The organism is Thermostichus sp. MS-CIW-41 (genome assembly GCF_054058915.1).
The window spans coordinates 1-22606 of record NZ_JBSSBO010000047.1; the positions used below are offsets into that span (position 1 = coordinate 1).

Sequence of the window (22606 nt, forward strand, 5' to 3'; positions counted from 1 at the left end):
CTCGAATCTCGTAGTAGCAAAGGGATTGGAGTTTGACTGCGTTGACTACTTTTTCTGGTGTGTTTTGGTTGACCCAGTTCAATGCCTGTACAAAGACATCCATCGTCGCGTCCAATTTGGCGGCTTGCGACGGGGACACCTTGAGCTTGCAGGATATGGTCAGGACTTGGCTCATAAGTTCATTGTACTTCATCAAAGCGCATTCCTCCTGGCAGTGACCCTACGGGTACAGTGCGGGGCTCCTGCGCTAGTAAGCTGAAGCGCGCCTTAGGGAGAGGGCTAATGGCTGTTGAGAACAACTCCGCTTGAGCTTCCAGCGTCTTTGCTGCCAGGCCAGTGGAGAAAGGGAAGAATGGTAGCCTAATAAAGGGTAGGGTTGAGGCCATGCAAGAATTTCGTCCCGCTAACGCGATCAGAAACCTTCGCTTCATACTCCTGGGCTTGTGGATCTTGAGCCTGCTCGTTCTCCTCATCCAAAACTGGGGATCCCCGGCAAGGGTTGTGGTGGGTGGGCAATCGGGATCCCCGCTTCCTCTATCGTTGGTGCTATTGGCCTCTTATGGGGCAGGGATGGGGCTGGGATTTTTGTATGTAGGCTCCTGGCGATTGCACGACCGGGTGTTCCAGCGACAGGCAATCCGTAAGTTAACTCAGTTGAGCGACCGAGTTCGCTTTTTGGAAGCCCAGCTGATTCCCCCCGACCACTATTTGCCCCAAGATCTGCCGGAGTACGAGCCGGATCCCCAAGCAGGCCGCTATTCCTATTCCAATATCCCGCCGGAACGCATTCGCGATCCCGCTCCTGAGGACGACGATGCGGCAGCAGCTCCCAACTGGCGGATTGTCCAGCGGCCCTACGCCGACGAGGAGGAGGAAGGATGGGATTCCTAAACTGGTGGAAATCGTCTGCCGCTCCTGCGTCTGAGCCCGACCCCCGCCCTGAACCGCGGGGACAGAACAACTATCTGCTCATCGTCCTAGACAGTTGCCGCTTCGACAGCCTGCTGGCGGCCAACCCCAAGCACTTGCTGAAGTTGGGCCCTCTGGAAAAGCGCTGGAGCTACGCTTCCTGGACGGCCCCTGCCCATTACAACCTGCTCATGGGCCTGCTGCCCCACACCAGCCCCATCCACGTTTTTGCGTCCGAGCACTACAAGCAAGATTATCTGCGCTACAACGAGCGGCTCGGCACCCGGCAACCCATTGAGTTCAAGCATCTGCTGCCTCATCTCTATTTGCCGACGCTGCTGAAGCATCAACTGGGCTACACCACCCACGCCATGGTCTCCATGCCGGTGCTCAACCCCAGCACGCTGCTGAATCGGGATTTCGATTCCTACCGCCTCATGCCCCAGCACAACGATATGGCGGCCATGGTGGAACAGTTGCGCTTCGAGCCGGATCGCCCCAGCTTTTACCTGTTAAACGTGGGCGAAACTCACTATCCCTACGCGCTGCCCGATGAGGATCCCAGCTTGTGGCCCCGCATCTCGGGGGTGAATGGGGTGTTGAAGCGGCTGGATGAAGGAGAAGAGGACGGGATCCCCTTTTTCGATTCGGCCCAGTTGGAAGAGCTACGGCAGCGACAGATCCAGGCGGTGCGCTACCTGGATGGGATCTTTGAACAGCTGTTCGACCTGGTTCCCAAAAACACCTACATCACGGTTACAGCCGATCACGGCGAACTGTTTGGGGAGGGAGACTACTTCGGCCACGGCCCTATCCACCACGAAAAAGTGCTGGAGGTGCCTTTTATCGAGGGCAAGATTCGCTAGGATGAGGCCCTCACCCCCAGCCCCTCTCCCTGAGGACAAGGGTGGCCATCGATAGCCCAGCAACTGGGCTTACCAGGATTGAGCCTCTGTTTGCCTGCCGGTTAACGCGATCGCCTGAATCGCATGGGCAGAGCCTCTTCCCTTTTGGAGCAGCTAGATCTGCTGGGTCTCCGGCTTGGGCAGGGTAGGATCCCGGCGGGGTTCGCCGTTGGCGCTACTCGGACGGAGCCCTTGCGGGGATCCTTTTACACCGGAACCCAACCCATCTTCGGCGGCCAGGTCGGCAGAGCGGGCGATCTCGTAAAGGCTTTTCACCACACTGCTGAGGGGAATGGCGACGATCACGCCCAGGATGCCCCCCAGTTGCGCCCCCACCAACAGGGCAATCAAGATCCACACTGGATTTAGCCCGATCAGCTCTCCCATCAGGCGGGGGGCGATGACCCGATCCTTCACCTGCTGCACGATCAGGGAAACCAGCACCACTTTAAGGCTGAGCCAAATGTCCTGAAAGGCCAGCAACACCGCCGCCGCCCCAATGCCAATCACCCCCCCCACCAAGGGGATGACCTCCAGCAAGCCGATCAGCAGGCCAAACAAAAGCCCAAAAGGTACCCGCAAAAACCCAAAAACCGGCACCAGCATCAGGGCCATGATGAACCCCAACACCAACTGGCTGATGAGGAAGTTCTGAAAGCTGAGGGCTAGGGCTTCGCCAATGTGCGGCCCCCAAGGTTTGGGGAAGAGGCTGAGCAACCCCTGCCAGAACTGGCCCCCGTAGAGCAGCATGTAGAGGGCCAACACCAGCACCAGCACCAAGTCGATCACCTGGTTGAACGTACCCAGAAGGAGATCCAGGGATTGGCCGGCAATTTTCTCGGCGCTGGCCTGCAGGCGGTTGAGAAGGGTATTGACCAGCTCCGTCTGGCCAAGGTTGATGTTGCGCTCGGCGGCCCAAAGGCTAATCTGGTCGAGCCAATTTTGTAAGGTGTCCACCCACTCTGGGATCCGCGCCCCCAGCTGCACCACTTGCTTGGCCAAGACCGGCACCACGGCGATCCCCACCAAGACCAGCAGCACCACCGAGAGAGCAAAGACCAGGGTGACCGCCAAACCTCGACTGACCCGATAGCGCCGCAGCACCTGCACCGGGTAGTTGAGCAAAAAGGCCAGCACCGCCGCTGTCAGGATGGTGGTGAGCAAATGCCCAAACAGCCGACCCACCTGTATGGCCAGCCAGCCGCTGATGACGATCAAGATCCAGGTGAGCAGCAACCGCTGCAAGGGTGAGAAGCGATTCATGCCGGAGCCATCCCCAAGGGATCCCAAAGCGCTTAAAAACCCAGGATGCTATACCCACTATCCACGTAGATCACCTGGCCGGTAATGCCGCTGGCCAGGTCGCTGGCCAGAAAAGCCGCCACATTGCCCACCTCTATTTGAGTGACATTGCGCCGTAGGGGAGCTTTCTCCTCCACAGCATGCAGCATGGCATGAAAATCGGAAATGGCCGATGAGGCCAAGGTGCGGATTGGGCCGGCAGAAATGGCGTTCACCCGGATCCCGGCAGGGCCCAGCTCGGCAGCCAGGTAGCGGACACAGGTTTCCAGGCCCGCTTTGGTGACGGCAGCCATGTTGTAGTTGGGCACCACTCGCACTCCTCCCAAGTAGGTCAAGGTGAGGACACTGCTGCCGGATCTCAGTAGGGGCTTGGCAGCCCGGCAGAGGGCAATCAGGGAGTAGGTGCTCACATCCATGGCCAGGGCAAACCCCTCCCGCGAGATATCGCTGAAGTTGCCGCTCAGCTCCTCTTTTTTGACATAGGCCAGGCAGTGAACCAGAATATCGACCTGACCCCATTTTTCGGTTACCCCCTGAAACAGATCGCTGATTTGCTGATCGCTTTGCACGTCGCAGGGGAGGAGAAAATCTGGCTGCAAGGGATCCGTGAGTTGCTGAACTTTGGTTTTGAAGCGATCCCGCTCGTCCGGCAGATAGGTAACCCCTAGGCTGGCCCCCGCTTTGTGCAGTTGCTGAGCAATGCCCCAGGCAATGGAGCGCTCGTTGGCAATGCCGGTTACCAAGGCTTTCTTTCCCGTCAGCTGTAGCATGGCAAAAAAAGTAGGGGTGTATTCCTTTCTATCCTGATACATTTACGCTGAACACTGCTAAGCATTACTGCTCAGCTGTGAAGCGATAGCATTCTGTCCGTTTCCGTTGTCACTACGCGACGCTGACGCGACCGCGCTACTCGGACGGAGTCCAAACAGAAAGGCGGTATCCCGCAAAGCTCTGAGCATAACACCCAGAGCGCCTTGCCAATCTCGTGGTAGCCTATGGTTGCACTTGGGGCATGTGAACACTTTTGCGCCACCTAATTTAGTGTGGATGTGCCCACACTTGGTACAGGTTTTGCTGGTGTACGCTTCCGATACTTCCACGACAACCACGTTTTTCTTCTTGGCTTGAAACTTCAGGAACTGCTTGAACCGATAGTGCGCCCAGGTGAGCATCGCCCTTGCCGTCTTGCTACCAAACTTCCTCCCCGCCTTGGCAACCATCTTGGCTGACTCGAAAGTGGGGAGAAGTATCAATCGGTAGTTATCCGTTAGGAACGCCGCTACCTTGCGATGGCACTCGTCCACCAAGTTCCTGATTCTCTCCCGCAGACGAAACGCCGCTTGCCGCATTCGCCTACGCTTGGGTCTCGGTGCTTTGCTCAGCCTGGACTGCAGATCGTCTAGGTGGTAGCACAGCCGAGCGATTCTGCCGAAGTCCCCCTTGGCAATATCTACAAAAGCCACCCCATCAAACCCTGTTAAGAAGCTCCTTACTCCAGGGTCAAGCGCAACCACCCCCCTTGCTAACGAACACTGCTCGTTTACAGGCTCAGGAAAGATGGCGTACCATCTGTCTTTCACCCGCATTAGCTCAGTTCCACGTGCCCATTCTCTGGGCATCTCCTCGGATGCACGAAACGCCAAACCTCGGGTGAGTTTCGGATACCACGTCCCATTGCGAAAGTTGCCGGCGTTGAATTGCAGCGTATGCGACCTGTCTCGCACACTGCGAAACCTCGCGTCTTTGCTTCGGCGAAACGCCAGCCACGCCTCGACGACCGCGTTCTGCTTGATGTGGCAAGGGGCGTCCTTTACCCACTGGGGCAGGTCGGAGCGCAGGATGATGTCCCGCAGCTTTCTGGCCGTTCTTGGAGCACCATGCTGGCGTTGATAGGCAATCGCTTGGTTGTAGCAGTACCGGCACGCCGCTTGCCAATGCTTCCAAACCTTAGCCAGCGCTGGCTCCGGATAAATCCGTATCTTTCTCGATTGCAGCCCGGTATTTTCTGAGTCCGTAGAGCCGACTGCTGAAGCAGTGCAGGATGGTGAGGATATCCTCAACCAGTTCCTGTTGGGGAGAAAGGTGATCGTCATCGAGAACCAAGATTTCGCACCCGTATTGACGGCAGTACCACTCAACGAACTCAAATCCAAACCGGCAGAGTCGATCCTGGTGAGCGACCACAATTGTTCCGACATCTCCCGCACGAACTCGTTCCAATAAGGCAAGGAACTTTGGTCTTTTGAAGTTGAGACCGCCGCCAACCTCTCCGACCACTTCGGCTCCAGGATAGAGGTTAACCGGTCTTGCAACCTGTCTTTCCAAGTCTGGTTTCTGCCCTCGACTGCTGACTCGGGCGTACACAACGACTCGTTTGACTTTTCTTGGCGTTTTGTTCGCGTCAGCGGGCCGGAGGCCAATGTAGCTGTCGAGGTCATACCTTCTCGCCCTACCGGATGGTGTACGTGTTGCATGGATCCAGCCCTTCTGTTCCCATCGCCTCAAAGTGTGGAGACACACCCCAAAATAATCCGCCGCCTCTCTCGGTTTTACATACCTAGCCATACCAAGCAGCCATACTGAACATACTGTACATTATTTTCAGTATAGTCCAGCGTATCATTGACTAGAGTCATGCTCCCGTTAAAAAGGCCCGGCTTCCACAATGAAAGTCCTTTTGGTTGAAAAGGAATATTGTCTGCTGGATCTCCGCAGCCCTGTTACCCGTGCCGAAATCATCGAGCACCCGTGGTCGTTGGAAGATACCTCCCTCAACCGGGCTGATAGGTGGAAGCAACGTGCAGTTCCTTGAGCTGCTTCGCCTCAACGCTGGAAGGAGCGCCGGTGAGCAAACATCGCGCCTGCTGGGTTTTGGGAAAGGCGATGACATCCCGGATGGAATCTTCCCCGGCCAGCAACATCACCAGCCGATCCAGGCCGTAGGCAATGCCGCCGTGGGGCGGGGTGCCATACTCAAAGGCTTCCAACAAAAAGCCAAACTTGTCCCGCGCCTGTTCGGGGGTGAGGCCAATCGCTTGAAAAACCTGCTCCTGAATTTCCCGCTGGTAAATCCGCAGGGATCCCCCTCCTACTTCCACGCCGTTCCACACCAGGTCATAAGCCTGGGCCCGCGCCGTTTTCAGGTCGGCCAAGTCGTCGGGGTGGGGGGCGGTAAAGGGGTGGTGCAGGGCTTCCAGGCGATTTTCTTCGGCGTTGAACTCAAACATGGGAAAGTCGGTGATCCAGAGGAGATTCAAGGCGTTCTCTGGGATCAAACCCAGCTCCTGGCCCAGGTGCAGCCGCAGCCGGCCCAAAGACTCGTTCACCACTGCCGCCGGCCCTGCCCCAAACAGCAACAGATCCCCTGGCTTGGCCTGGGTGAGATCCAGCAACCGCTTCTCCTGCTCGGGGCTCAAGCTCTCTTTCAGGGCGCCGATGGTATCGAGGCTGTCGGGCCGCACCCGGATAAAGGCCAAGCCGCCCGCCCCATACTGGGTGACCAGCTTGAACAGATCCCCGCCTGGTTTGATGCGGGTGTTGGAGATCTTTTCATCGCCGCCGGGCACTGGCAGGATTTTGATCAAACCGCCCTCAGCCAGCACTTTGGCGAAGACTTTGAATCGGGATCCCTGAAACACCTCCGAAACATCCACCAACTCCATCCCAAAGCGGGTGTCAGGCTTGTCGGAGCCGTAGCGGGCCATGGCCTCGGCATAGGTCAGGCGCGGGAAGGGACGGGGCAGGTGGATCCCTTTGACAGTTTTGAAGATATGGCAGATCAGTCGCTCGTTGAGCTCCAGGATCCCTTCTTGATCCATGAAGCTCATCTCCATGTCCAACTGGGTGAACTCCGGCTGCCGATCCGCCCGCAGATCCTCATCCCGAAAGCAGCGGGCGATCTGGTAGTAGCGATCCACGCCAGCCACCATCAGCAGCTGCTTAAAGAGCTGGGGCGACTGCGGCAGGGCAAACCACTCGCCGGGGTTGACACGGCTGGGCACCAGGTAGTCTCTGGCCCCTTCTGGGGTGGAGCGGGTGAGAATGGGAGTCTCCACCTCGACAAAGCCCTCCTCGTCTTCTAGGAAACGGCGGATGGCCTGGATGACCCGGTGGCGCAGTTGCAGGTTACGGGACATGCGCTCCCGCCGCAAATCCAGGTACCGATAGCGCAGGCGGATCTCTTCTCGCACTTCCTCTGCTTCTTCTCCCGAGACGCTGAAGGGGAGCTGCTTGCCGACTGGACTGAGCACTTCCAACTGTTCGGCGTAGATCTCGACCTCGCCGGTGGCCAGGCGAGGGTTGAAGGAGTCGGGGGGCCGTTGCTGGACAGTTCCCGTTACCCGCACCACATATTCGTTGCGCACTTCCCCCGCCAGTGGATATGACTGCGGAGTTTTCTGCGGATCCGCCACCAGTTGCACAATGCCAGAGCGATCCCGCAAATCCAGAAAGATCACCCCCCCGTGGTCGCGGCGGCGGTCGATCCAGCCGTAGAGGGTGACGGTCTGGCCAATGTGGGCCGGGCGGACTTCGCCACAGTAGAGGGTGCGGGCCGGGCGATGGATGGCAGCAGGCATGGAAGAGGTGAGAGAACAAGGGTCTGAGCCCCTATCATACAAAACTCAGACCTCCTGCCTCGACTCAGCTTCTCAAGAGCATTCAGGGGATCCGCCCAGGGCTACCACAATCGTGCAGGTGTTGTGGCGCATCATGGCGATGTAGGTTTCAGCACCGCTGCCTGCTTCCCCCAAAGAATCGGAGTACAGCTCCTGTTCCGCTACCTTGACTCCCGCTTCAGCGGCCACCGTTTGGATCAGGGCCGGGTTGAGGGTGGTCTCAGCAAAGATAGCCGGCACCCGCAGAGCGCGGATCTCCTCCACTAAGCGGGCCACTGTCTGGGCGCTGGGCTGTTCTTCGGTGCTGATCCCCAGAAGGGATCCCCCCATTTTTAGACCGTAGGCTTGGGTGTAGTAGGCAAAAGCATCGTGGGTGGTCACCAGAACTCGGTTGGGAGGGGGGATGGTCTGAATTTGCTCCCCAATCCAGGCATGAAGCTCCTCCAGCTCTGCTCGATAGGCAGCAGCATTGGTTTGGAAGAAGGTCGCCTCGCCAGGCACCTGTTCCGCTAGCTCTTGGGCAATGCGCTCCACCATGCGGATGACGTTTTCCACATTGCCCCACACATGGGGGTCGGGAGTGGGGATCCCATCCTCCTCATTGGTGACGATGGGATCGAGGATCTCAGCCAAGGCAACCCGCCGCGCTCCTTGGGCCGTGGCTTCGATGAGACGCATCAACCCCGGCTCCAGGTTGTAGCCATTCCAGAACACCAAGTCTGCCTGCTCTAGGGCCACCCCATCCGCCGGCGTTGGCTCGTAGACATGGGGATCCATTCCCGGCTGCAGCAGGCTGGTGAGCTGGATGCGATCTTGGCCCACCTGCTCTACCCAATCGGCGATCAACGTAGTGGTAGCCACAACGCGGGGACGCGCCCATCCCGAACCGGCCAAGGCCAGAAAACTGCCGTTCCCGTCAGCGAGACAGAGTCCTATTGCCAAGCCGAAGGCCGCTACCCAACGGCGCCGCCCCCAAAGGAAGACAAGACTTTTGATCATCGTTTCATGGTTTAGATGTCCCTTTAGGGTACACTGGACTTACCGAAAATGAAAACAAAATGAAAAAGCAACTTCCTCCTCTCCCTCTTGGTCCGGCCAGGGGATCCCTGGTGGTGCGGGATCTGACGGTGCGTTACGGCAGCCTGCAGGTGCTGCAAGGGATCCAAGCTGAAATCGCGCCGGGCCGCGTCACGGGCATCCTCGGGCCCAACGGGGCCGGCAAAAGCACCTTTCTCAAGGGGCTGTTGGGGTTGGTGCCGCTGGAACGGGGGGAAGTGCGCTACGGTGGGCAAGCGCTGTGGGGAGAGCAAGTGGCCTATGTACCCCAGCGCTCGGCCATCGACTGGTCGTTTCCCGCCACGGTGTGGGATGTGGTGTTGATGGGGCAGGTGAGAGCTGCTGGCTGGTTTCGCCGCATCGGGAAAAAGGGGCAGCAGCGGGCTGCTCAAGCCCTGGAGCGGGTGGGGATGGGGGCCTACCGGGATCGCCCCATTGGAAAGCTGTCGGGGGGACAACAGCAGCGGGTGTTCCTGGCGCGGGCCTTGGCGCAAGAAGCGGAGATCTACGCCCTTGACGAACCCTTTGCCGGGATCGACCAGCCCAGCGAAGCTATTTTGTTCCAGGTGTTGCGGGAGCTGGCAGATGCCGGCCACATCGTGATGGTGGTGCACCACGATTTGGGGCAGGCCCGGGCCTACTTCGACGAAGTGCTCCTCCTCAACCGTGTCTTAATTGCCCAGGGATCCCCGCGGGAGGTGTTGCAGCCAGCGGTGTTGCAGCGGGCCTATGGCCGAGCCCTGCTGCTGGACTCAGCTGCCTAGGGAGAGTTTGAGGTCAACAACGTTATGGAATGGCTCTGGCACAGCCTGGCGGATCCCTTGAGTTTTGCCTTCATGCAACGGGCTCTGCTGGTGGCGGTGGCCGTCGGCATTCTCTGTGCCGTGGTGGGCAGCTATCTGCTGGTGCAAAGCTTGGCCCTGCTGGGGGATGCCATCAGCCATTCGCTGCTGCCGGGCCTGGCCATTGCCTACATGCTGGGCCTTAACCTGTTTGTGGGAGCCTTCGTGGCCGGTCTCCTCAGCGCCCTCTTAATTCAATGGATCCGCTCCGCCAGCCCCCTCAAGCCGGATGCAGCCATGGGGATCGTCTTTTCGGCCTTTTTTGCCTTGGGGATCCTGTTGATCACTTTGATCCAACGGCGGGCTCGCATCGATCTCAACCACTTCCTCTTCGGCAACCTCCTGGGGGTGAATGCTGTCGATGTGCTGACAGTGGTGGGCATCACCCTTTTGGTGTTGGGGTTAGTGGCCCTCTTCTTCAAGGAATTGACCTTTTACAGCTTCGATCCCTTGGGGGCCAAAGCAGCCGGCCTGCCCACCGAGCGGCTGGGGTGGGGGCTGATGGTGCTCACCTCCCTGACGTTGGTGGCCAGCATGAAGGCAGTGGGCGTGCTCTTGGTGTTGGCCATGCTGATCACGCCAGCGGCAACCGCCTATCTGGTGGTGCCTCGATTGCACCAGGTGATGCTGCTGGGATCCCTATTTGGGGTGAGCGCCAGCCTGCTGGGGATGTACGCCAGCTACTACCTCAATGTGGCCTCCGGCCCGGCCATCGTCCTGGTGGCCTCCGCCTGGTTTAGCCTGGCCTTTCTGGGCAGAGTGTTCTCAGGAACGCGCTAGAAACCAGGGATCGCAGGTCGGGATCCCTGGCTCAAACCTCATCTGAGAAAGGGTAGATGCATGTTAACTCAAAAGCGGGAAGAGCGGCCATCCCGACCGCCTGCGCTGGTCTGCCGAGGCAACGCCTTGTTGACCCTCAGATCCCGGCCCATCCAAGTAGCACCGTCCAGCTCGTCGATGGCCTTTTGCTCATCGGCTTCGTTTTCCAGTTCCACAAAGGCAAAACCTCGCTTACGGCCAGTCTCCCGATCCACCGGCAGCTTAATTTGCTTAACGGTGCCGTATTCGGCGAACACAAGTCGCAGGTCTTCTTCGCTGGCCTTGAAGGACAAATTACCCACAAAAATGGTCATGGTGTAGCAAACTCCGAACCTTACCCTTTAGCGTTCAGTTCGGAGGCTCACCTGGTTAAACCATTCGCTCAATCCGAACCTCATGCCAACCACATCTTAGTCTTCCCAATGGCATTTGCAAAGCTATCCTTGCAGCTTTTTGTCCGAGAATTGGGAGAAGCTTTTGTAGCAAGATGGAAACTCAGGATCCTAACCTTCATGGGCGATTGCTTTGGCCCAACGGTTGGCGTTTGGGAGTGCCGGGAGAGCGGGGATAAGGAGGCGGCGTGGGGGCTACTTTCTCCAGCAGTAGGCAGTGGCGCACCCCACGGCTGCGGGGTGTGGTGAAGGCTTCTACATGGATCAGTTTTCCGCCCAGGAGCTCAAGGGCCTGCTCCAAAGTTTGGGCTTCTGCCTCGGTCCAATGGCCGCGATAGAGGATGGCGCGTCCCCCCACCTTGAGCAGAGGCAGGCAATACTCGGCGCAGGTCTCCGCCGAGGCCAGGGCCCTGGCCAGAGCAATATCATAGCTGCCCCGTTCCTGCGGGTCTTGCCCCCAAATTTCGGCCCGCTGAGCCACTGCCCGCGCTTGGGTGAGGGAGAGCCTTTGCAAGGTGTCCTGTACAAAGGCAATCTTGCGTTGGGTGCTGTCCAGCAGGGTAAAGCGGGTTTGGGGCAGGGCAATTTGGGCCGGGATCCCTGGAAACCCTGCCCCGGTGCCGATGTCGATCCCCCGCCAGGGCTGAGCTTGGATTGCCTCCCAGGATCCCAGCAGGCGTAGGCCCCGCAGCGAATCCCACAGGTGTTTCTCCCAAAAGTCGATGGGATCGGTGATGCGGGTCAGGTTCTGGGTTCGGTTTCCGGCCATCACCAGCGGATAGAGCTGTTGCAGTTGTTGCTGCTGCTGTTCAGAAGGCTGCCAACCCAGCTCCGCCAGCCAGCTTTCCCACAGCGTCTTGAGCTGTGGAGGCTCAGAGGAAGGAGCGTCAGCCTTCTTCATCCCAGGGATCCCAGCCATGGCGATCCCAGTTTCAATCCAGCGGGGATGGCTCTGTCGGCCCAGCCTTTCAGCTCTTGGGTCAAGCCCTGCAAAGAACGGTCGGTGCCCAGCAGCTCTTGGTTTAAGCAAACCAACTCCTGCAAATCCAGCTCCTGACAGCTGGCCCAATCTTCCGCCAGCAAGTTAATCGGCTGCGGCTGAGCCTGAAGCAACTGATGAGAGGCCAACTCCAGCTCTACATTCAAAAGCACCTGCTCCAACCGCTCTACCCGCTCCTGCATTTGCGCCAGCAGGGCTGCCAACTGCTGACAGCAATGGTGAACCCGCTGAGCATAGACCTTGAGCGGCAGGGTCAGCGGCAGCAACGACTCAGACAACAGTTGAATCAGGTGCTGGGCCTCCAGTTCTTCCAGTTGCAGGTCTTGCCAAATGGCGTGGTAAAGATGGAGCGAAAGACGACAGGTTTCCAGGCGCTGGTAGCAGGGCTGTAATACAGAACCGCGCAGCTCCTGCAGATAGTCGGCCCACAGTTGCCCAGCCTCTACTACCCAACCTGTCTGGAAAAAACTCCATCCCTGGGCCAACAGCCAACTGATCAACAGGCCCGCCAACAATTGGTTTTTTTGTCGCAACAGGAAAGGCGAAAGGTGCTCTCCCCAAACGGCTAACCCCAGCCAGATCAGGGCAGCCAAAGTCAAATGGGGCAAGCTGATCATCTCGGCCAACAGCTGGGCAGACCAGCGCTGGCGCAGCATCCAGATCACCCCGGCGCCCAAGCTGTACAGCCCTCCCCCCAACAGCGGGATCAACACCAGCCACAGGGGTTGTCCCCTCCACAGGTGCGATAGTGACCCATCTTCGCCCAGCGCATCCCAACTGAGCAAGTACAAAGCCAGCAGAGCCAAAACCACGACCCAGCCCTGCTGTCGCTTGAGACGGCGGGCTAGAAGACGACGGCGGCGGCGCAGATAGGTTTGAAAGGACTCGGCAACAATCGACATAAAAAAATGGCACTGCGGATCCCTACCAATACCCCCACCGGCCTGGAGCGCTCCTTCACGATCATAAGTCTTAACTTTGCTAGGTCATCTGGCTTCTGTATTGCGTTGTTGGCGGGAGTCATGCCCAGCCGGTGGCCAGCTTTTTCAGGGGCTCATCAGGCGGTTTTTCGGCGAGACTCCTCCGAGAAGCGCTGTTTTCTCGGCAAGCCTGACAGAGGCTTTTTAGAGCAGGCAGCCGCGTGCAAGCTCTCCACCCCTGTTACCATGGAAGAGCCCTTAATGTTTCTTTCGTATCCATCGTATCCATAGCCAAGCTAGTCTCTTGGACCGGCTTTTTTATTGTGCACTGTGCCAGGTTTTGTGATCCCTTCTGCATCTCCTCCCAGTTCCGGCCTTTCCCCCCTCGAAGTGCAGCGCCAGATGATCGTCATTCTCGATTTTGGATCCCAGTACTCTGAGCTCATTGCCCGCCGCATTCGCGAAACCCACGTCTATTCGGAAATCCTTTCCTATCGCACCTCTGCTGAGCAACTGCGGCAACTGCAACCGCAGGGCATTATCCTCTCCGGGGGCCCCAACTCGGTGTATGAGCCAGCCGCTCCGGTGTGTGACCCCGAGATTTGGAACCTAGGGATCCCGGTTCTGGGGGTGTGCTACGGCATGCAACTCATGGTGCAGCAGTTGGGGGGCAAGGTGGAGGCAGCCCAGAAGGGGGAATATGGCCGTGCCGCTCTGCACATTTTGGATCCCACCGACCTGCTCACCAACCTGCCGGAAAACAGCATCATGTGGATGAGCCACGGGGATTCGGTTACCGAACTGCCGCCGGGCTTTCACACCTTGGCCTCTACCGACAACACCCCCTGTGCCGCCATTGCCGATCCAAGGCGTCGTCTCTACGGGGTGCAATTTCATCCGGAGGTGGCCCACTCAGAGGCTGGCGCCTTTCTCATCCGCAACTTTGTCTATCACATCTGCGGTTGCGAGCCCACCTGGACAACGGCAGCTTTTCTGGAGGAAGCCATTCGAGAGGTACGTGCCCGTGTGGGCAATAAGAAGGTGCTGTTGGCCCTCTCGGGGGGGGTAGACAGCTCTACTTTGGCTTTTCTGCTGCACAAGGCCATCGGCGACCAGCTCACCTGCGTGTTCATCGACCAAGGGTTTATGCGCAAGGAAGAGCCCCAGCGGCTGCTGCGCCTTTTCCAAGAGCAATTTCACATTCCCGTCCACTACGTGGATGGCCAGGAGCGGTTTCTCCGGCAGTTGCAGGGGGTTACCGATCCCGAAGAAAAACGCAAACGAATTGGGGCAGAGTTTATTCGCGTGTTTGAGGAAGAATCCCAGCGGCTGGGTCCTTTTGAGTACTTAGCCCAAGGCACTCTCTACCCAGACGTGATCGAGTCTGCCAATACCCATGTGGATCCGGTTACTGGAGAACGCATTGCCGTCAAGATCAAAAGCCATCACAATGTCGGCGGCTTGCCCGAAAATCTGCGCTTTAAGCTGGTGGAGCCTTTGCGCAAGCTCTTCAAAGACGAGGTGCGGCAACTGGCCCGCTCTTTGGGGCTGCCGGAAGAAATTGTTGGCCGCCATCCTTTTCCCGGGCCGGGGCTGGCCATCCGCATTGTGGGCGAAGTCACCAAAGAACGGCTGGAAACCCTGCGAGAAGCGGACATGATCGTGCGGCAGGAGATCAACCGCTCCGGCTACTATCCCAAACTTTGGCAAGCCTTTGCCGTGCTGCTGCCGGAAGTGCGGTCGGTGGGGGTGATGGGGGACAAGCGCACCTATGCCTGCCCGGTGGTGGTGCGACTGGTTACCAGCGAAGACGGTATGACCGCCGATTGGGCGCGGGTTCCCTACGATCTCTTGGCCACCATTTCCAACCGCATCGTCAACGAGGTGCCCGGCATCAACCGCGTGGTTTACGACATCACCTCCAAGCCCCCTGGCACCATCGAGTGGGAGTAGGCGGGATCCCTTGCGTCTGGCCTCGATTCCCGGCTGGATCGATGGCTACCTATGGCCAGCTTCCGGCAGGGAATAGGAAGGGCTTGAGCTGAAGGGCTGAGCGGCTTGGACTTCCATTCGGGCCAAAGTCGTAGCGGCATCCGCCAGTTGTAGAGCAAGGTTGGCACGGCTAATCGGATCCCGGGCATTCCAGAGATCCTGTCCCAAACAAAACACCCGATAGCGAAAGGCTTTGATCGAGCGCGATGGGATGACCTTGACAGTCATGGCTACAACCTCTTCTCCACAGAGACGTGAATAGTCAGCAGAACCCGCTCGGGCTCAAGGTAAACAAATGTTACCAAAACAACCTCGTCCTCAGAGGTAATACTGACCGGGCAGGTGGCTTTCGGGGGTTCCACCCGTTCATGCCGTACCCCCACAGTGTATTCTCCAATCGGCAGGTCATCAAATCCAGCGTCTGCATAGATCAACTCAATGGTTTCTTCTGCAATCAACTGCCCCTCTCGCTCCAGGAAACTGAGAAAAGGGATCCCATCGATGGAGGTGAGCGCGTTGTTGGCCTGGTTGCGGATCATCACGAAGATGTCGGACATGGAGGGTGCGCCATCACCTCAGGGGTTTATGATCGAGGGTGCTGGAATGTAGCCCGACTTTCTTTAGCCTGGACTGCCGCCAAGTCCTGATTCAGCGACCAAACCCTTGACCCCACGTGGCCGGGCGGGCAAGACAGGCTTGGAGTTTTTTCCGCAGCTGGGCTGTATCGAGGCGCTGACCGATGAGCACCAACTGGTTTTTGGGCTGGCGAGGCCACTCATCGCTGCTGAGGGTATAGCGCCGACCGCTGAGGTGAAAGATATGTCGCTCTGGGCTTTCCTCGAACCACAACACCCCTTTGGCACGAAAGACTGCATCGGGCAACTCGTTGAGAAAATTTTGGAAAGCATCCAAAGAGAAGGGCTGATCGCTCTCAAAGGCTAGGGAGTTAAAGCCGTCAGCCTCGATGTGGCTGTGATGGGAGTGGTGGCGGTCATGATCGTGCTCATGGTCATGGTGGTCGTGACTGTCGTGATCATGGGCTTCTTCTTGGGGCAAGGAACTGGCCTGAAACAAATCGGTATCCAAGATTAGCTCCAGGGGAACTGCGCTGTTGACGGTGCGCAAAATGCGGGCATCTTCTTTGATCTCGCGGATGCGTTTTTCCAGACGCTCGATCTCGGCTTCCTCGACCAAATCGATTTTGTTGAGGAGAATCACATCCCCATAGGCAATTTGGCTGTAGGCCACGTTGCTGTTGAACAGATCGGGGGCAAAGTTGGTGGCATCTACCAGGGTGATAATCGAGTCTAGCCGCGTCAGATCTCGCAATTCTGGCCCCAAAAAGGTGAGGGCCACCGGCAAGGGATCCGCCAATCCCGTGGTCTCCACCACCAGGTAGTCGATCTTGTCGGAACGTTCCATCAACCGCAACACGCTCTCGGCGATGTCGTCCCGGATGGTGCAGCAGATGCAGCCGTTGTTCAGCTCGACCAAATCTTCTTCGCTGGAGACAATCAATTGCGCATCAATGCTGATCTCGCCGAATTCGTTGACCAGCACCGCTGTGCGCATCCCTTTTTGGTTGTTGAGGATGTGGTTGAGAAGGGTGGTTTTCCCACTGCCCAAAAAGCCCGTGATGATGGTGACAGGTAAGCCTCGCTTGGGCACTTCGATGGTTACGGTCATAGAGTGGCAGCGATCCGATATAGAGGGAACTCTTCCACTTTATCCTCTTGTCCTCATTGCCCTAGCTGTCTGAAGCCGATTAAACCCTTCAGATGCGATCAGTAGAGCCTTTGCGCCTCGGCATTGGCGGCAGCCTTGGCTGTCTGAACTGGATGGTCTCTCTCTTTCCGGCTTAATCCTCCAGGGTCAGATCGCTTCCTCTAATCCCCCGGCCCTGAAAGTAGGGTTATTTCGATTCAAACTGGGACAATGCACCCAACACCTAAAACGTTGAACGCAGGGGGCCAGAGAGCTGTTCTCAGTGGCCCACGGGTCTCACCCTAACCTGAAGTGACTATCGATAACATCCCTAGGTAGACTATAGTGCTGACCCACCCCAGCTTGGCCTGTCAAGATGCCTACCTGTCCTGGGTTACTTCCACCTGGTTGCCCGGCTCTAGGCTGACGCGGAACTGTTGGGCGCCTGCCGGCAAGGGATCCGGTGTCAGATCGGGCAGGTCGGCAAATGGGGTTTCGGCTCGGCGCTCTCGGGCAAGCTCATTCTCCGGCTCGGCGGCCAGGGGGGATCCCGTCCTATCCACCGTTACCCGGTAGACCAAGCTCTCCGGCAAATCGGGGGGAGACTGCCACTGCTCCGCCAGAATGTCTCGCAGACGAGAAAGGAGATCTGCACCTGCTGCCTCTCTTCCCGCTGTTGGGTCAGATTCTTGGAGGGATGTGGCCAAAGGCTGCGATTGACCCGTCAAGGCAGGGGTGGTGAGCTGCTCTTGCGGGGAAGGGGAACCTGTGGGATCCCTAGGGGGGCGACTGGCCCAGATCCCAACACCGGCCACAACTGCGATCCCTCCCACCAGCAGGGCCGCGATCCCGGTGGGCTGTCGATACCAAGCCCGCGTCACCGGAGTTCCCAGATTGGCCAGTTGGGGAATGTCATCCGCCACCTGGGAGAGGTTCTCCAGCAGGTCGTACAACTGCGTCATCGACAAATCCACCTGCGCGATGCGATCTTCCCCTTGGCGCACCGTGAGACGATGAAAAATAAAATCAAGCGGACGGATGGCCACGGTACCGCTGAAGGTTCCCTTGGGTTCCCCACTCAAGTGGGATCCCACGTAGCGGTCGATTACGGTGATCAAATCGTTGAGCCAAAGGTTATCTCCGTGTAAGGTTTTGACCGTTTCCCCCTGGCGGATTTCCAACTGACACTCGAAGCTGTGCTGGATAGCTTGCGGCGGCAGCGTTGAAGCGGTGTCCGAAGAATTGGAATGGGCGGGGGCTTCTCCCCGTACAGTCAGCGTAGAAGTGGGTTGTTGATAGGTGTGGCTAATCAGGGTGAGGCTGGGCATGGCAACTGCGGGCAAACAACACGGGTAGAGGGCTACAGAGGCGATAATTGACAAAACTGCCTCAAGAAGAGGGTGAGGTATCGGGGCCGGAGCTGTGGGCTACCCCCTCTTCTTCCAGATCGCTGCCGGCAGGCAAATCCATCTCAGGACGGCTGAGCAAGGCTTTCCACAGGCGCTGAGCGCCTTTCGGGCTACTGTAGAACATCAGCTCAATCAAGATGCGCAGGGCCAGCTCGGTGAGGCTATTCTCATCGCGCACGTCCCCATCCACCATGCGGCTGCGGTAGTGAGAGAGGAATTCATCCAAGTAATCTCCCACCAGCGGCTGACGGAAGGGGCTGAGCTCTTGATCGACAGCGGCTTCCAGTTGCTCCAAGGTGCTGCGGATACGGGCTTGTTGCTGAGCAGCCAGATAGGCAATCACCATCACCAGGGCGCGGGCCTCTTCGATATCGACCTTTTTGCGCCCACCGCTGCTGCGGCGCAAGGGGTTAGCATTGCGCAGTCGCCAGAGGGTCACCCGGTCGCCAATCTGCTCTTCCAAGTTGAGGGCTTTGGCTGCGGCCAGAACCGCTTCGGAACTTTCTCCGCTCAGGGACTCCAACCCCAGCAGTAGCAAGTCCAACTGGGCTTTGATGGTACCGGTGGCTGTGTTCAGGCCAACGGGCCGACTGTCTAACTGAATGTGCTTGTGTTCCACCGTCACGCTGTCAATGGGAGCTTTGGGTTTCGACGAAACTCTATGATCTCCTGTCCAAGCCAAACCTGCAACCTACCTCCCTGCGCTCTAGTCTAAAAGACTTTGGGCATGCTAGACTGCTCGCCAGCCTGCCGAGAGTTGAGCTCTCAGGGTTCTTCCCCAAAACGGGGTAACTCTGGATGCATCTTAGACCAATAAGAATGGGTTTTCTGGGCCGGTTTCTGTTTCGGCAACACCCCTACTCCTAGCTGAACTTGGGCTTTTGGACTCAGGGGGATGGCTACTTATAATGGGGAAAGCAGCTGCTGCTTTGGCCTTTAAGAGCTAAGTGACTACCCACCTTTATTGAGTTTCCCTTTTGTTGACACCAGCGACTCTAGGTGCAGCTTGATTCATCATGGCCTCTTCTGCTCGCTGCAGTACTCAGCCTGTCCCTGTTCACTGGGTCTTGATCTTCAGGGATCGATTGGGGCAGAGGGGGGTTGTTCTGGATAGTATCTATTACTCAGTGGGACGGTCTAAAGACAATCATATTCGCCTTTACGATCCCTGCGTCTCTCGGAAACACGCTTCCCTCATCCGCATCCCAGGTTCAGGGCCAACTGCACAGGGATCCCTGCAGTACAGCTACATGGTATTCGATGGCAGTCCGGGATCCAGGCCCAGCACCAATGGCCTATTCGTCAACGGAAAACGGGTTTTGTCCCATCGCCTTCAGCTCCTAGATAAGATAAGGTTTGGGCCGAACGTAACAGCAATTGTGGAGACAACGGATCGACTCAGCCCGGAAACCCTAGCCAAGTTATTGCAGCCTCTGGATGCTGCTAGCTCTACATCCCCATCCACCTTTGATTTTAATAAAGACACGGAGCCGAACCCGGAAAACCTGGCTCAGCCAGAGGAAGAGGATTTCACTGTTGCCTAAGCCAACCCAACCAGTCTTCTGAATCCTCCTGTGCCCCCCATCCCACCTGCTCTGAGCGGCTACTGGCAAAATGCCTTTGACCTAGAAGCCCATCTGGGATCCTTCCTGGGCCTTGGGGCTGCCGATCTGCGGGAGAAACTGCGGGCAGGGCAGCAGCAATTGGCGGAGTTGGGCCGGCGAGACTTTGGCTGGGATCGGGCAGATGCGTTTTATCGGGATCAGGTGAGATCCGCCTATCTGCTGGATTTGGCGGCTTGGCACCTGAGCAGCACCGACTACATCGGCGATACCTTACGCCTGGTGGCGGATCATGCCCGCGGGTTGGTGTTGGATTTTGGCGGCGGCATCGGCACCCATGCTATCGGGGCGGCCCTCTGCGCAGCGGTGGATCAGGTGATCTTCTGGGATATCAACCCCATCCATCGGCAGTTTGTGCAATGGCGGGCGGAAAAGCTGGGCTTAACCGAGCGCATCCACTGTCCAGAAAACTTCCCAGAAGAGATCTTTTTTGACACCGTCATCTGCTTCGATGTGGTGGAACATCTGGCGGATCCGGCAGCGCAGTTGCGGCAGTTTTACGACTGGCTCAAGCCGTCAGGTAAGCTTTTGATCAACTGGTACTTTTTCAAGGGGTTTAACGGCGAGTTTCCTTTTCACCTGGACGACCCGCAAAAGGTAGAGCAATTCTTTCAGGTGCTGCAAAGCTGTTTTTTGGAGGTGTTTCACCCCTATTTCATTACCGCCCGCTGTTACCGCAAGTGGGATAAAAGCTGAGATTGGAGAAAACCAAGGTGCTGCGCTATTTGCGGATATTGTGGCTGTTTTGGAGCACCTCAATCGCGGCAGAAATGGAGTACCGTGCCAATTTTTTCTTTGCCAGCCTCAGCAGTCTGGGTGGCTTGGGATCCGCTCTGTTTGGGCTGTCGTTGTTTTACCAGCAGGGGCACCGGCTGGGCGGTTGGAGTTGGCCGGAAGCCCTCATCGTGTTGGGGGTGTTCACCATTCTGCAGGGGGTGTCGGCCAGTCTCTTTAACGTCAACCTCAATCGCATTGTGCAGCAGGTGCAGGAAGGCACCTTGGATTTTGTTTTGCTAAAGCCAATAAGCAGCCAGTTTTGGCTGTCGGCCAGGGTGTTTTCCCCCTGGGGCCTGGTGGATATCGGCTTTGGCCTGTTGCTGATTCTCTACGCCGGGATCCAGCTCCATTTGCCTGCTTGGGCCTATGCTCTGGGGCTGCTGCCTCTGCTGCTGGGGCTGATCATCCTCTACAGCCTCTGGTTTATGTTGGGAGCCACCAGCATTTGGTTTGTCAAAATCTACAACGTCACCGAGGTGCTGCGGGGCCTAGTAGAGGCAGGACGATTTCCGATAGTGGCCTATCCGGTGGCCTACCGCGTGTTTTTCACCTTCGTCGTGCCGGTGGCTTTCCTGACCACCATCCCGGCGGAGACCCTGCTGGGGCGAGCCCAATGGCCGTGGCTGCTGGGATCCGCTCTGCTGGCGGCAGGGCTGTTGTGGGGATCCCATCTCTTCTGGCGCTTTGCCCTGCGCTTTTACACCAGCGCTTCCAGTTAAAGTCTGGGCCAAAAAGCTTGGATCCCACGCATCCGAGTTTCCAGGAGTTGAGTAATTTCTACAGACGCGCCCCACGCGCTGACATCGCGGAGAACAACTGCCTTCAGTACAAGGCAGAGGGAATCGCAGAGTTCTCTGGGTTGAGGGCAAAAAAGTTTTCACTGCAGCGCTTTGCAGCCACAGGCTCTGTGGTTTAGGGGGGCTTGTCTGTCAGTGGTTTTGATGGTTTGTCGATCTTTTGAGGAGCCTGTTCAATGCACAAACACACAAGCTTTGTAGCAGCATCTGTGATAGCCGGCAGTTTTGCTCTCTTGGGCTGTGGCAGCAGCACTTCGTCTTCGATGATGCCTTCCCAAGCGGATTTGGTGGCTTTGAGCAGCGGCAATCGCCTCACCTTTATCCGCTCTGCCGATGCCTTTGTGCAGGGATCCCTGACGGTAACAGGAGTGAATGGCAACCTCATTGGTATCGATGTGCGCCCTGCCAACCGGCTGCTTTACGGGCTGACCGACACCAGCATCCTTTACACCATCAACTTGCAGACCGGTGTCGCTACCGTGGCCAGCACATGGATTTCAACCCTGTTCCGGATCGGCTGCGCTTGGTGGGAGCCAATGGCCAGAACTTCCGCATCAATGTGGATACGGGCGAAGTGATCCAAGATAGACCTTTGGCCTTTGGCCCAATGGAACTACAGGGATCCCAGCCGGCCATCACCGCCGCCGCCTACACCAACAATGTGGCGGGTGCCCAATCCACGCGGCTGCTGAACATCGACGGGCAACGGAACCTGCTGGTGTTGCAGAATCCCCCCAACGATGGGGTTCAGGTGCCCATTGGCCCCCTGGGGGTGAACTTCGGCCCTGTGGGCGGGTTTGACATCCGTACTGCTGATGGGGTGGATACCGGCTTTGCCATCGGCGGCTCCACCTTGTATCGAATTGACCTCAACACCGGTCGTGCCACATCCCTGGGCACCCTGCCAGGTGGGCCGTTCTTTGGCTTGGCCGCCCTCTAGGAAAGCCGATTCCCATTTGCCTATCTAAATCAAGGTTAATCAACATTAATCAATGTTTTGGATTCATTGATTTGGAACCAATTGTTGGAATCGTTTTGAGATCGTTGCTGCTGTTGATCCTTGACCCGGCCCGATCCCAGCTCAGGATTGGGCCTTCTATTTCCCCACAAGTCAGGGTTGACCTTCGCCTATGCAGACGATAAATTATGAGAGCCGCTGCCCTGCTTGGATTACTCTGGGCGATGCTTGTGCCTCTGCAGTTTCTCTCTCTCTTCCATCCCGTTTCCTCTTCCCGCTCATGAAGATCGAGGGCGACAAAGCTGAGGAATCCCTGCAGGAAAAAACCGATGCAGAGGTGTTTGCAGCCCTAAAAGCAGGCCGGTCACAAGCTCTGGCCATTCTCTACGACCGACACGCCGGCTTGGTGTACGGAATTGCCTGCAAAATGCTGGGCAGTACTGCCGAAGCCGAAGATCTCACCCAGGATATTTTTTTGAACTTGGCTCGTTCCTGATACATTTACGCTGAACACTGCTGAACATCACTGTTCAACTATGCAGCGATAGCATTCTGTTTGTTTCCATTCGCGTTAGCGGGACGGAGT

Annotated in this window: 22 protein-coding genes and 3 pseudogenes; 10 read left to right on the forward strand and 15 right to left on the reverse strand. The window is 57.5% G+C overall.

Translation table 11 applies throughout. The annotated features are described in order from the left end of the window. Positions 1 to 175 (reverse strand): annotated as a pseudogene (locus ACVWXE_RS11815) (RNA-guided endonuclease TnpB family protein); the annotation flags it as partial. 275 nt (positions 176 to 450) lie between these two features. Between ACVWXE_RS11815 and ACVWXE_RS11820 the strand changes: the two are divergent. Together ACVWXE_RS11820 and ACVWXE_RS11825 are read left to right on the forward strand one after the other, a co-directional pair. Continuing rightward, positions 451 to 891 (forward strand): hypothetical protein, encoded by a 441-nt coding sequence (locus ACVWXE_RS11820; protein ID WP_238376922.1) that lies wholly within the window; start codon positions 451 to 453, stop codon positions 889 to 891. Next, positions 879 to 1775, forward strand: coding sequence for a sulfatase-like hydrolase/transferase (locus ACVWXE_RS11825; protein WP_457490401.1), 897 nt, complete (start codon positions 879 to 881; stop codon positions 1773 to 1775). Before ACVWXE_RS11820 ends, ACVWXE_RS11825 begins: the two co-directional genes overlap by 13 nt. Positions 1776 to 1928: 153 nt before the next feature. Here ACVWXE_RS11825 and ACVWXE_RS11830 read toward each other — a convergent pair whose 3' ends face one another. The 6 genes from ACVWXE_RS11830 to ACVWXE_RS11855 form a co-directional block, all read right to left on the reverse strand. Next, complete coding sequence (locus ACVWXE_RS11830) at positions 1929 to 3077, reverse strand: AI-2E family transporter (protein WP_457490402.1); 1149 nt, start codon at positions 3075 to 3077, stop codon at positions 1929 to 1931. Positions 3078 to 3109: 32 nt separating this feature from the next. Then, positions 3110 to 3886, reverse strand: a complete 777-nt coding sequence (gene fabI, locus ACVWXE_RS11835) for an enoyl-ACP reductase FabI (protein ID WP_011432788.1) — start codon at positions 3884 to 3886, stop codon at positions 3110 to 3112. A 57-nt stretch (positions 3887 to 3943) separates the two neighbouring features. Beyond that, on the reverse strand, positions 3944 to 5176 hold the full coding sequence (locus ACVWXE_RS11840; protein ID WP_457490409.1) for an RNA-guided endonuclease InsQ/TnpB family protein: 1233 nt from the start codon (positions 5174 to 5176) through the stop codon (positions 3944 to 3946). Then, positions 5064 to 5681, reverse strand: a complete 618-nt coding sequence (locus ACVWXE_RS11845) for an IS607 family transposase (RefSeq protein WP_457490403.1) — start codon at positions 5679 to 5681, stop codon at positions 5064 to 5066. The genes ACVWXE_RS11840 and ACVWXE_RS11845 overlap by 113 nt, the downstream gene beginning before the upstream one ends. Positions 5682 to 5887: 206 nt before the next feature. Continuing rightward, positions 5888 to 7693, reverse strand: a complete 1806-nt coding sequence (aspS, locus tag ACVWXE_RS11850; protein WP_011432789.1) for an aspartate--tRNA ligase — start codon at positions 7691 to 7693, stop codon at positions 5888 to 5890. 72 nt (positions 7694 to 7765) lie between these two features. After that, entirely contained in the window at positions 7766 to 8731 is a 966-nt protein-coding gene (locus ACVWXE_RS11855) for a metal ABC transporter solute-binding protein, Zn/Mn family (RefSeq protein ID WP_457490404.1), read from the reverse strand. A 59-nt stretch (positions 8732 to 8790) separates the two neighbouring features. Between ACVWXE_RS11855 and ACVWXE_RS11860 the strand changes: the two genes are divergently transcribed. Both ACVWXE_RS11860 and ACVWXE_RS11865 read left to right on the forward strand, forming a co-directional pair. After that, the gene (locus tag ACVWXE_RS11860; protein WP_011432791.1) at positions 8791 to 9552 is read left to right on the forward strand and encodes a metal ABC transporter ATP-binding protein; all 762 of its coding nucleotides are present in this window, start codon (positions 8791 to 8793) and stop codon (positions 9550 to 9552) included. 24 nt (positions 9553 to 9576) lie between these two features. Continuing rightward, positions 9577 to 10410, forward strand: coding sequence for a metal ABC transporter permease (locus ACVWXE_RS11865; protein WP_011432792.1), 834 nt, complete (start codon positions 9577 to 9579; stop codon positions 10408 to 10410). 68 nt (positions 10411 to 10478) lie between these two features. Here ACVWXE_RS11865 and ACVWXE_RS11870 read toward each other — a convergent pair whose 3' ends face one another. The 3 genes from ACVWXE_RS11870 to ACVWXE_RS11880 form a co-directional block, all read right to left on the reverse strand. Beyond that, positions 10479 to 10763, reverse strand: coding sequence for an RNA recognition motif domain-containing protein (locus ACVWXE_RS11870; protein WP_011432793.1), 285 nt, complete (start codon positions 10761 to 10763; stop codon positions 10479 to 10481). Positions 10764 to 10959: 196 nt separating this feature from the next. Further along, on the reverse strand, positions 10960 to 11742 hold the full coding sequence (gene rsmG, locus ACVWXE_RS11875; RefSeq protein WP_457490405.1) for a 16S rRNA (guanine(527)-N(7))-methyltransferase RsmG: 783 nt from the start codon (positions 11740 to 11742) through the stop codon (positions 10960 to 10962). Continuing rightward, a complete protein-coding gene (locus ACVWXE_RS11880) occupies positions 11739 to 12743 on the reverse strand; it encodes a hypothetical protein (protein ID WP_457490406.1) in 1005 nt (334 codons plus the stop codon). Before ACVWXE_RS11880 ends, rsmG begins: the two co-directional genes overlap by 4 nt. Before the next feature lie 420 nt (positions 12744 to 13163). Here ACVWXE_RS11880 and guaA point away from each other — a divergent pair, with 420 nt between their 5' ends. After that, entirely contained in the window at positions 13164 to 14714 is a 1551-nt protein-coding gene (gene guaA / locus ACVWXE_RS11885; RefSeq protein ID WP_414341763.1) for a glutamine-hydrolyzing GMP synthase, read from the forward strand. A gap of 45 nt (positions 14715 to 14759) precedes the next feature. Here guaA and ACVWXE_RS11890 read toward each other — a convergent pair whose 3' ends face one another. From ACVWXE_RS11890 to ACVWXE_RS11910, 5 genes are all read right to left on the reverse strand, one after another. After that, a complete protein-coding gene (locus tag ACVWXE_RS11890; RefSeq protein WP_011432797.1) occupies positions 14760 to 14981 on the reverse strand; it encodes a hypothetical protein in 222 nt (73 codons plus the stop codon). A gap of 2 nt (positions 14982 to 14983) precedes the next feature. Beyond that, complete coding sequence (locus ACVWXE_RS11895; protein ID WP_414329244.1) at positions 14984 to 15310, reverse strand: hypothetical protein; 327 nt, start codon at positions 15308 to 15310, stop codon at positions 14984 to 14986. Between the two features lie 91 nt (positions 15311 to 15401). After that, positions 15402 to 16439 carry a CobW family GTP-binding protein gene (locus ACVWXE_RS11900; RefSeq protein ID WP_457490407.1) on the reverse strand — a complete coding sequence of 346 codons (1038 nt, stop codon included), beginning with the start codon at positions 16437 to 16439 and terminating at the stop codon, positions 15402 to 15404. Between the two features lie 398 nt (positions 16440 to 16837). Further along, complete coding sequence (locus tag ACVWXE_RS11905) at positions 16838 to 17785, reverse strand: DUF4335 domain-containing protein (RefSeq protein WP_457490408.1); 948 nt, start codon at positions 17783 to 17785, stop codon at positions 16838 to 16840. Between the two features lie 61 nt (positions 17786 to 17846). Then, positions 17847 to 18491 carry a DUF3038 domain-containing protein gene (locus ACVWXE_RS11910; protein WP_414341745.1) on the reverse strand — a complete coding sequence of 215 codons (645 nt, stop codon included), beginning with the start codon at positions 18489 to 18491 and terminating at the stop codon, positions 17847 to 17849. 502 nt (positions 18492 to 18993) lie between these two features. Between ACVWXE_RS11910 and ACVWXE_RS11915 the strand changes: the two genes are divergently transcribed. From ACVWXE_RS11915 to ACVWXE_RS11935, 5 genes and pseudogenes are all read left to right on the forward strand, one after another. Beyond that, a complete protein-coding gene (locus ACVWXE_RS11915) occupies positions 18994 to 19410 on the forward strand; it encodes an FHA domain-containing protein (protein WP_238376925.1) in 417 nt (138 codons plus the stop codon). A 30-nt stretch (positions 19411 to 19440) separates the two neighbouring features. Beyond that, positions 19441 to 20184 (forward strand): class I SAM-dependent methyltransferase, encoded by a 744-nt coding sequence (locus ACVWXE_RS11920; protein ID WP_011432803.1) that lies wholly within the window; start codon positions 19441 to 19443, stop codon positions 20182 to 20184. Between the two features lie 17 nt (positions 20185 to 20201). Then, positions 20202 to 20984 carry an ABC transporter permease gene (locus ACVWXE_RS11925; RefSeq protein ID WP_414349888.1) on the forward strand — a complete coding sequence of 261 codons (783 nt, stop codon included), beginning with the start codon at positions 20202 to 20204 and terminating at the stop codon, positions 20982 to 20984. 344 nt (positions 20985 to 21328) lie between these two features. Next, a pseudogene (locus tag ACVWXE_RS11930) lies at positions 21329 to 22002 on the forward strand (DUF4394 domain-containing protein). 298 nt (positions 22003 to 22300) lie between these two features. After that, a pseudogene (locus ACVWXE_RS11935) lies at positions 22301 to 22513 on the forward strand (sigma factor); the annotation flags it as partial. Between the last annotated feature and the right edge of the window lie 93 nt (positions 22514 to 22606).

Coding starts and splice junctions, on each gene's coding strand:
- ACVWXE_RS11865 (WP_011432792.1), top strand. CDS start 9,577: ATGGAATGGCTCTGGCACAGCCTGGCGGATCCCTTGAGTTTTGCCTTC.
- ACVWXE_RS11890 (WP_011432797.1), bottom strand. CDS start 14,981: ATGACTGTCAAGGTCATCCCATCGCGCTCGATCAAAGCCTTTCGCTAT.
- guaA (WP_414341763.1), top strand. CDS start 13,164: ATGATCGTCATTCTCGATTTTGGATCCCAGTACTCTGAGCTCATTGCC.
- ACVWXE_RS11870 (WP_011432793.1), bottom strand. CDS start 10,763: ATGACCATTTTTGTGGGTAATTTGTCCTTCAAGGCCAGCGAAGAAGAC.
- ACVWXE_RS11855 (WP_457490404.1), bottom strand. CDS start 8,731: ATGATCAAAAGTCTTGTCTTCCTTTGGGGGCGGCGCCGTTGGGTAGCG.
- ACVWXE_RS11830 (WP_457490402.1), bottom strand. CDS start 3,077: ATGAATCGCTTCTCACCCTTGCAGCGGTTGCTGCTCACCTGGATCTTG.
- rsmG (WP_457490405.1), bottom strand. CDS start 11,742: ATGAAGAAGGCTGACGCTCCTTCCTCTGAGCCTCCACAGCTCAAGACG.
- aspS (WP_011432789.1), bottom strand. CDS start 7,693: ATGCCTGCTGCCATCCATCGCCCGGCCCGCACCCTCTACTGTGGCGAA.
- ACVWXE_RS11905 (WP_457490408.1), bottom strand. CDS start 17,785: ATGCCCAGCCTCACCCTGATTAGCCACACCTATCAACAACCCACTTCT.
- ACVWXE_RS11895 (WP_414329244.1), bottom strand. CDS start 15,310: ATGTCCGACATCTTCGTGATGATCCGCAACCAGGCCAACAACGCGCTC.
- fabI (WP_011432788.1), bottom strand. CDS start 3,886: ATGCTACAGCTGACGGGAAAGAAAGCCTTGGTAACCGGCATTGCCAAC.
- ACVWXE_RS11900 (WP_457490407.1), bottom strand. CDS start 16,439: ATGACCGTAACCATCGAAGTGCCCAAGCGAGGCTTACCTGTCACCATC.
- ACVWXE_RS11880 (WP_457490406.1), bottom strand. CDS start 12,743: ATGTCGATTGTTGCCGAGTCCTTTCAAACCTATCTGCGCCGCCGCCGT.
- ACVWXE_RS11845 (WP_457490403.1), bottom strand. CDS start 5,681: ATGGCTAGGTATGTAAAACCGAGAGAGGCGGCGGATTATTTTGGGGTG.
- ACVWXE_RS11860 (WP_011432791.1), top strand. CDS start 8,791: ATGAAAAAGCAACTTCCTCCTCTCCCTCTTGGTCCGGCCAGGGGATCC.
- ACVWXE_RS11825 (WP_457490401.1), top strand. CDS start 879: ATGGGATTCCTAAACTGGTGGAAATCGTCTGCCGCTCCTGCGTCTGAG.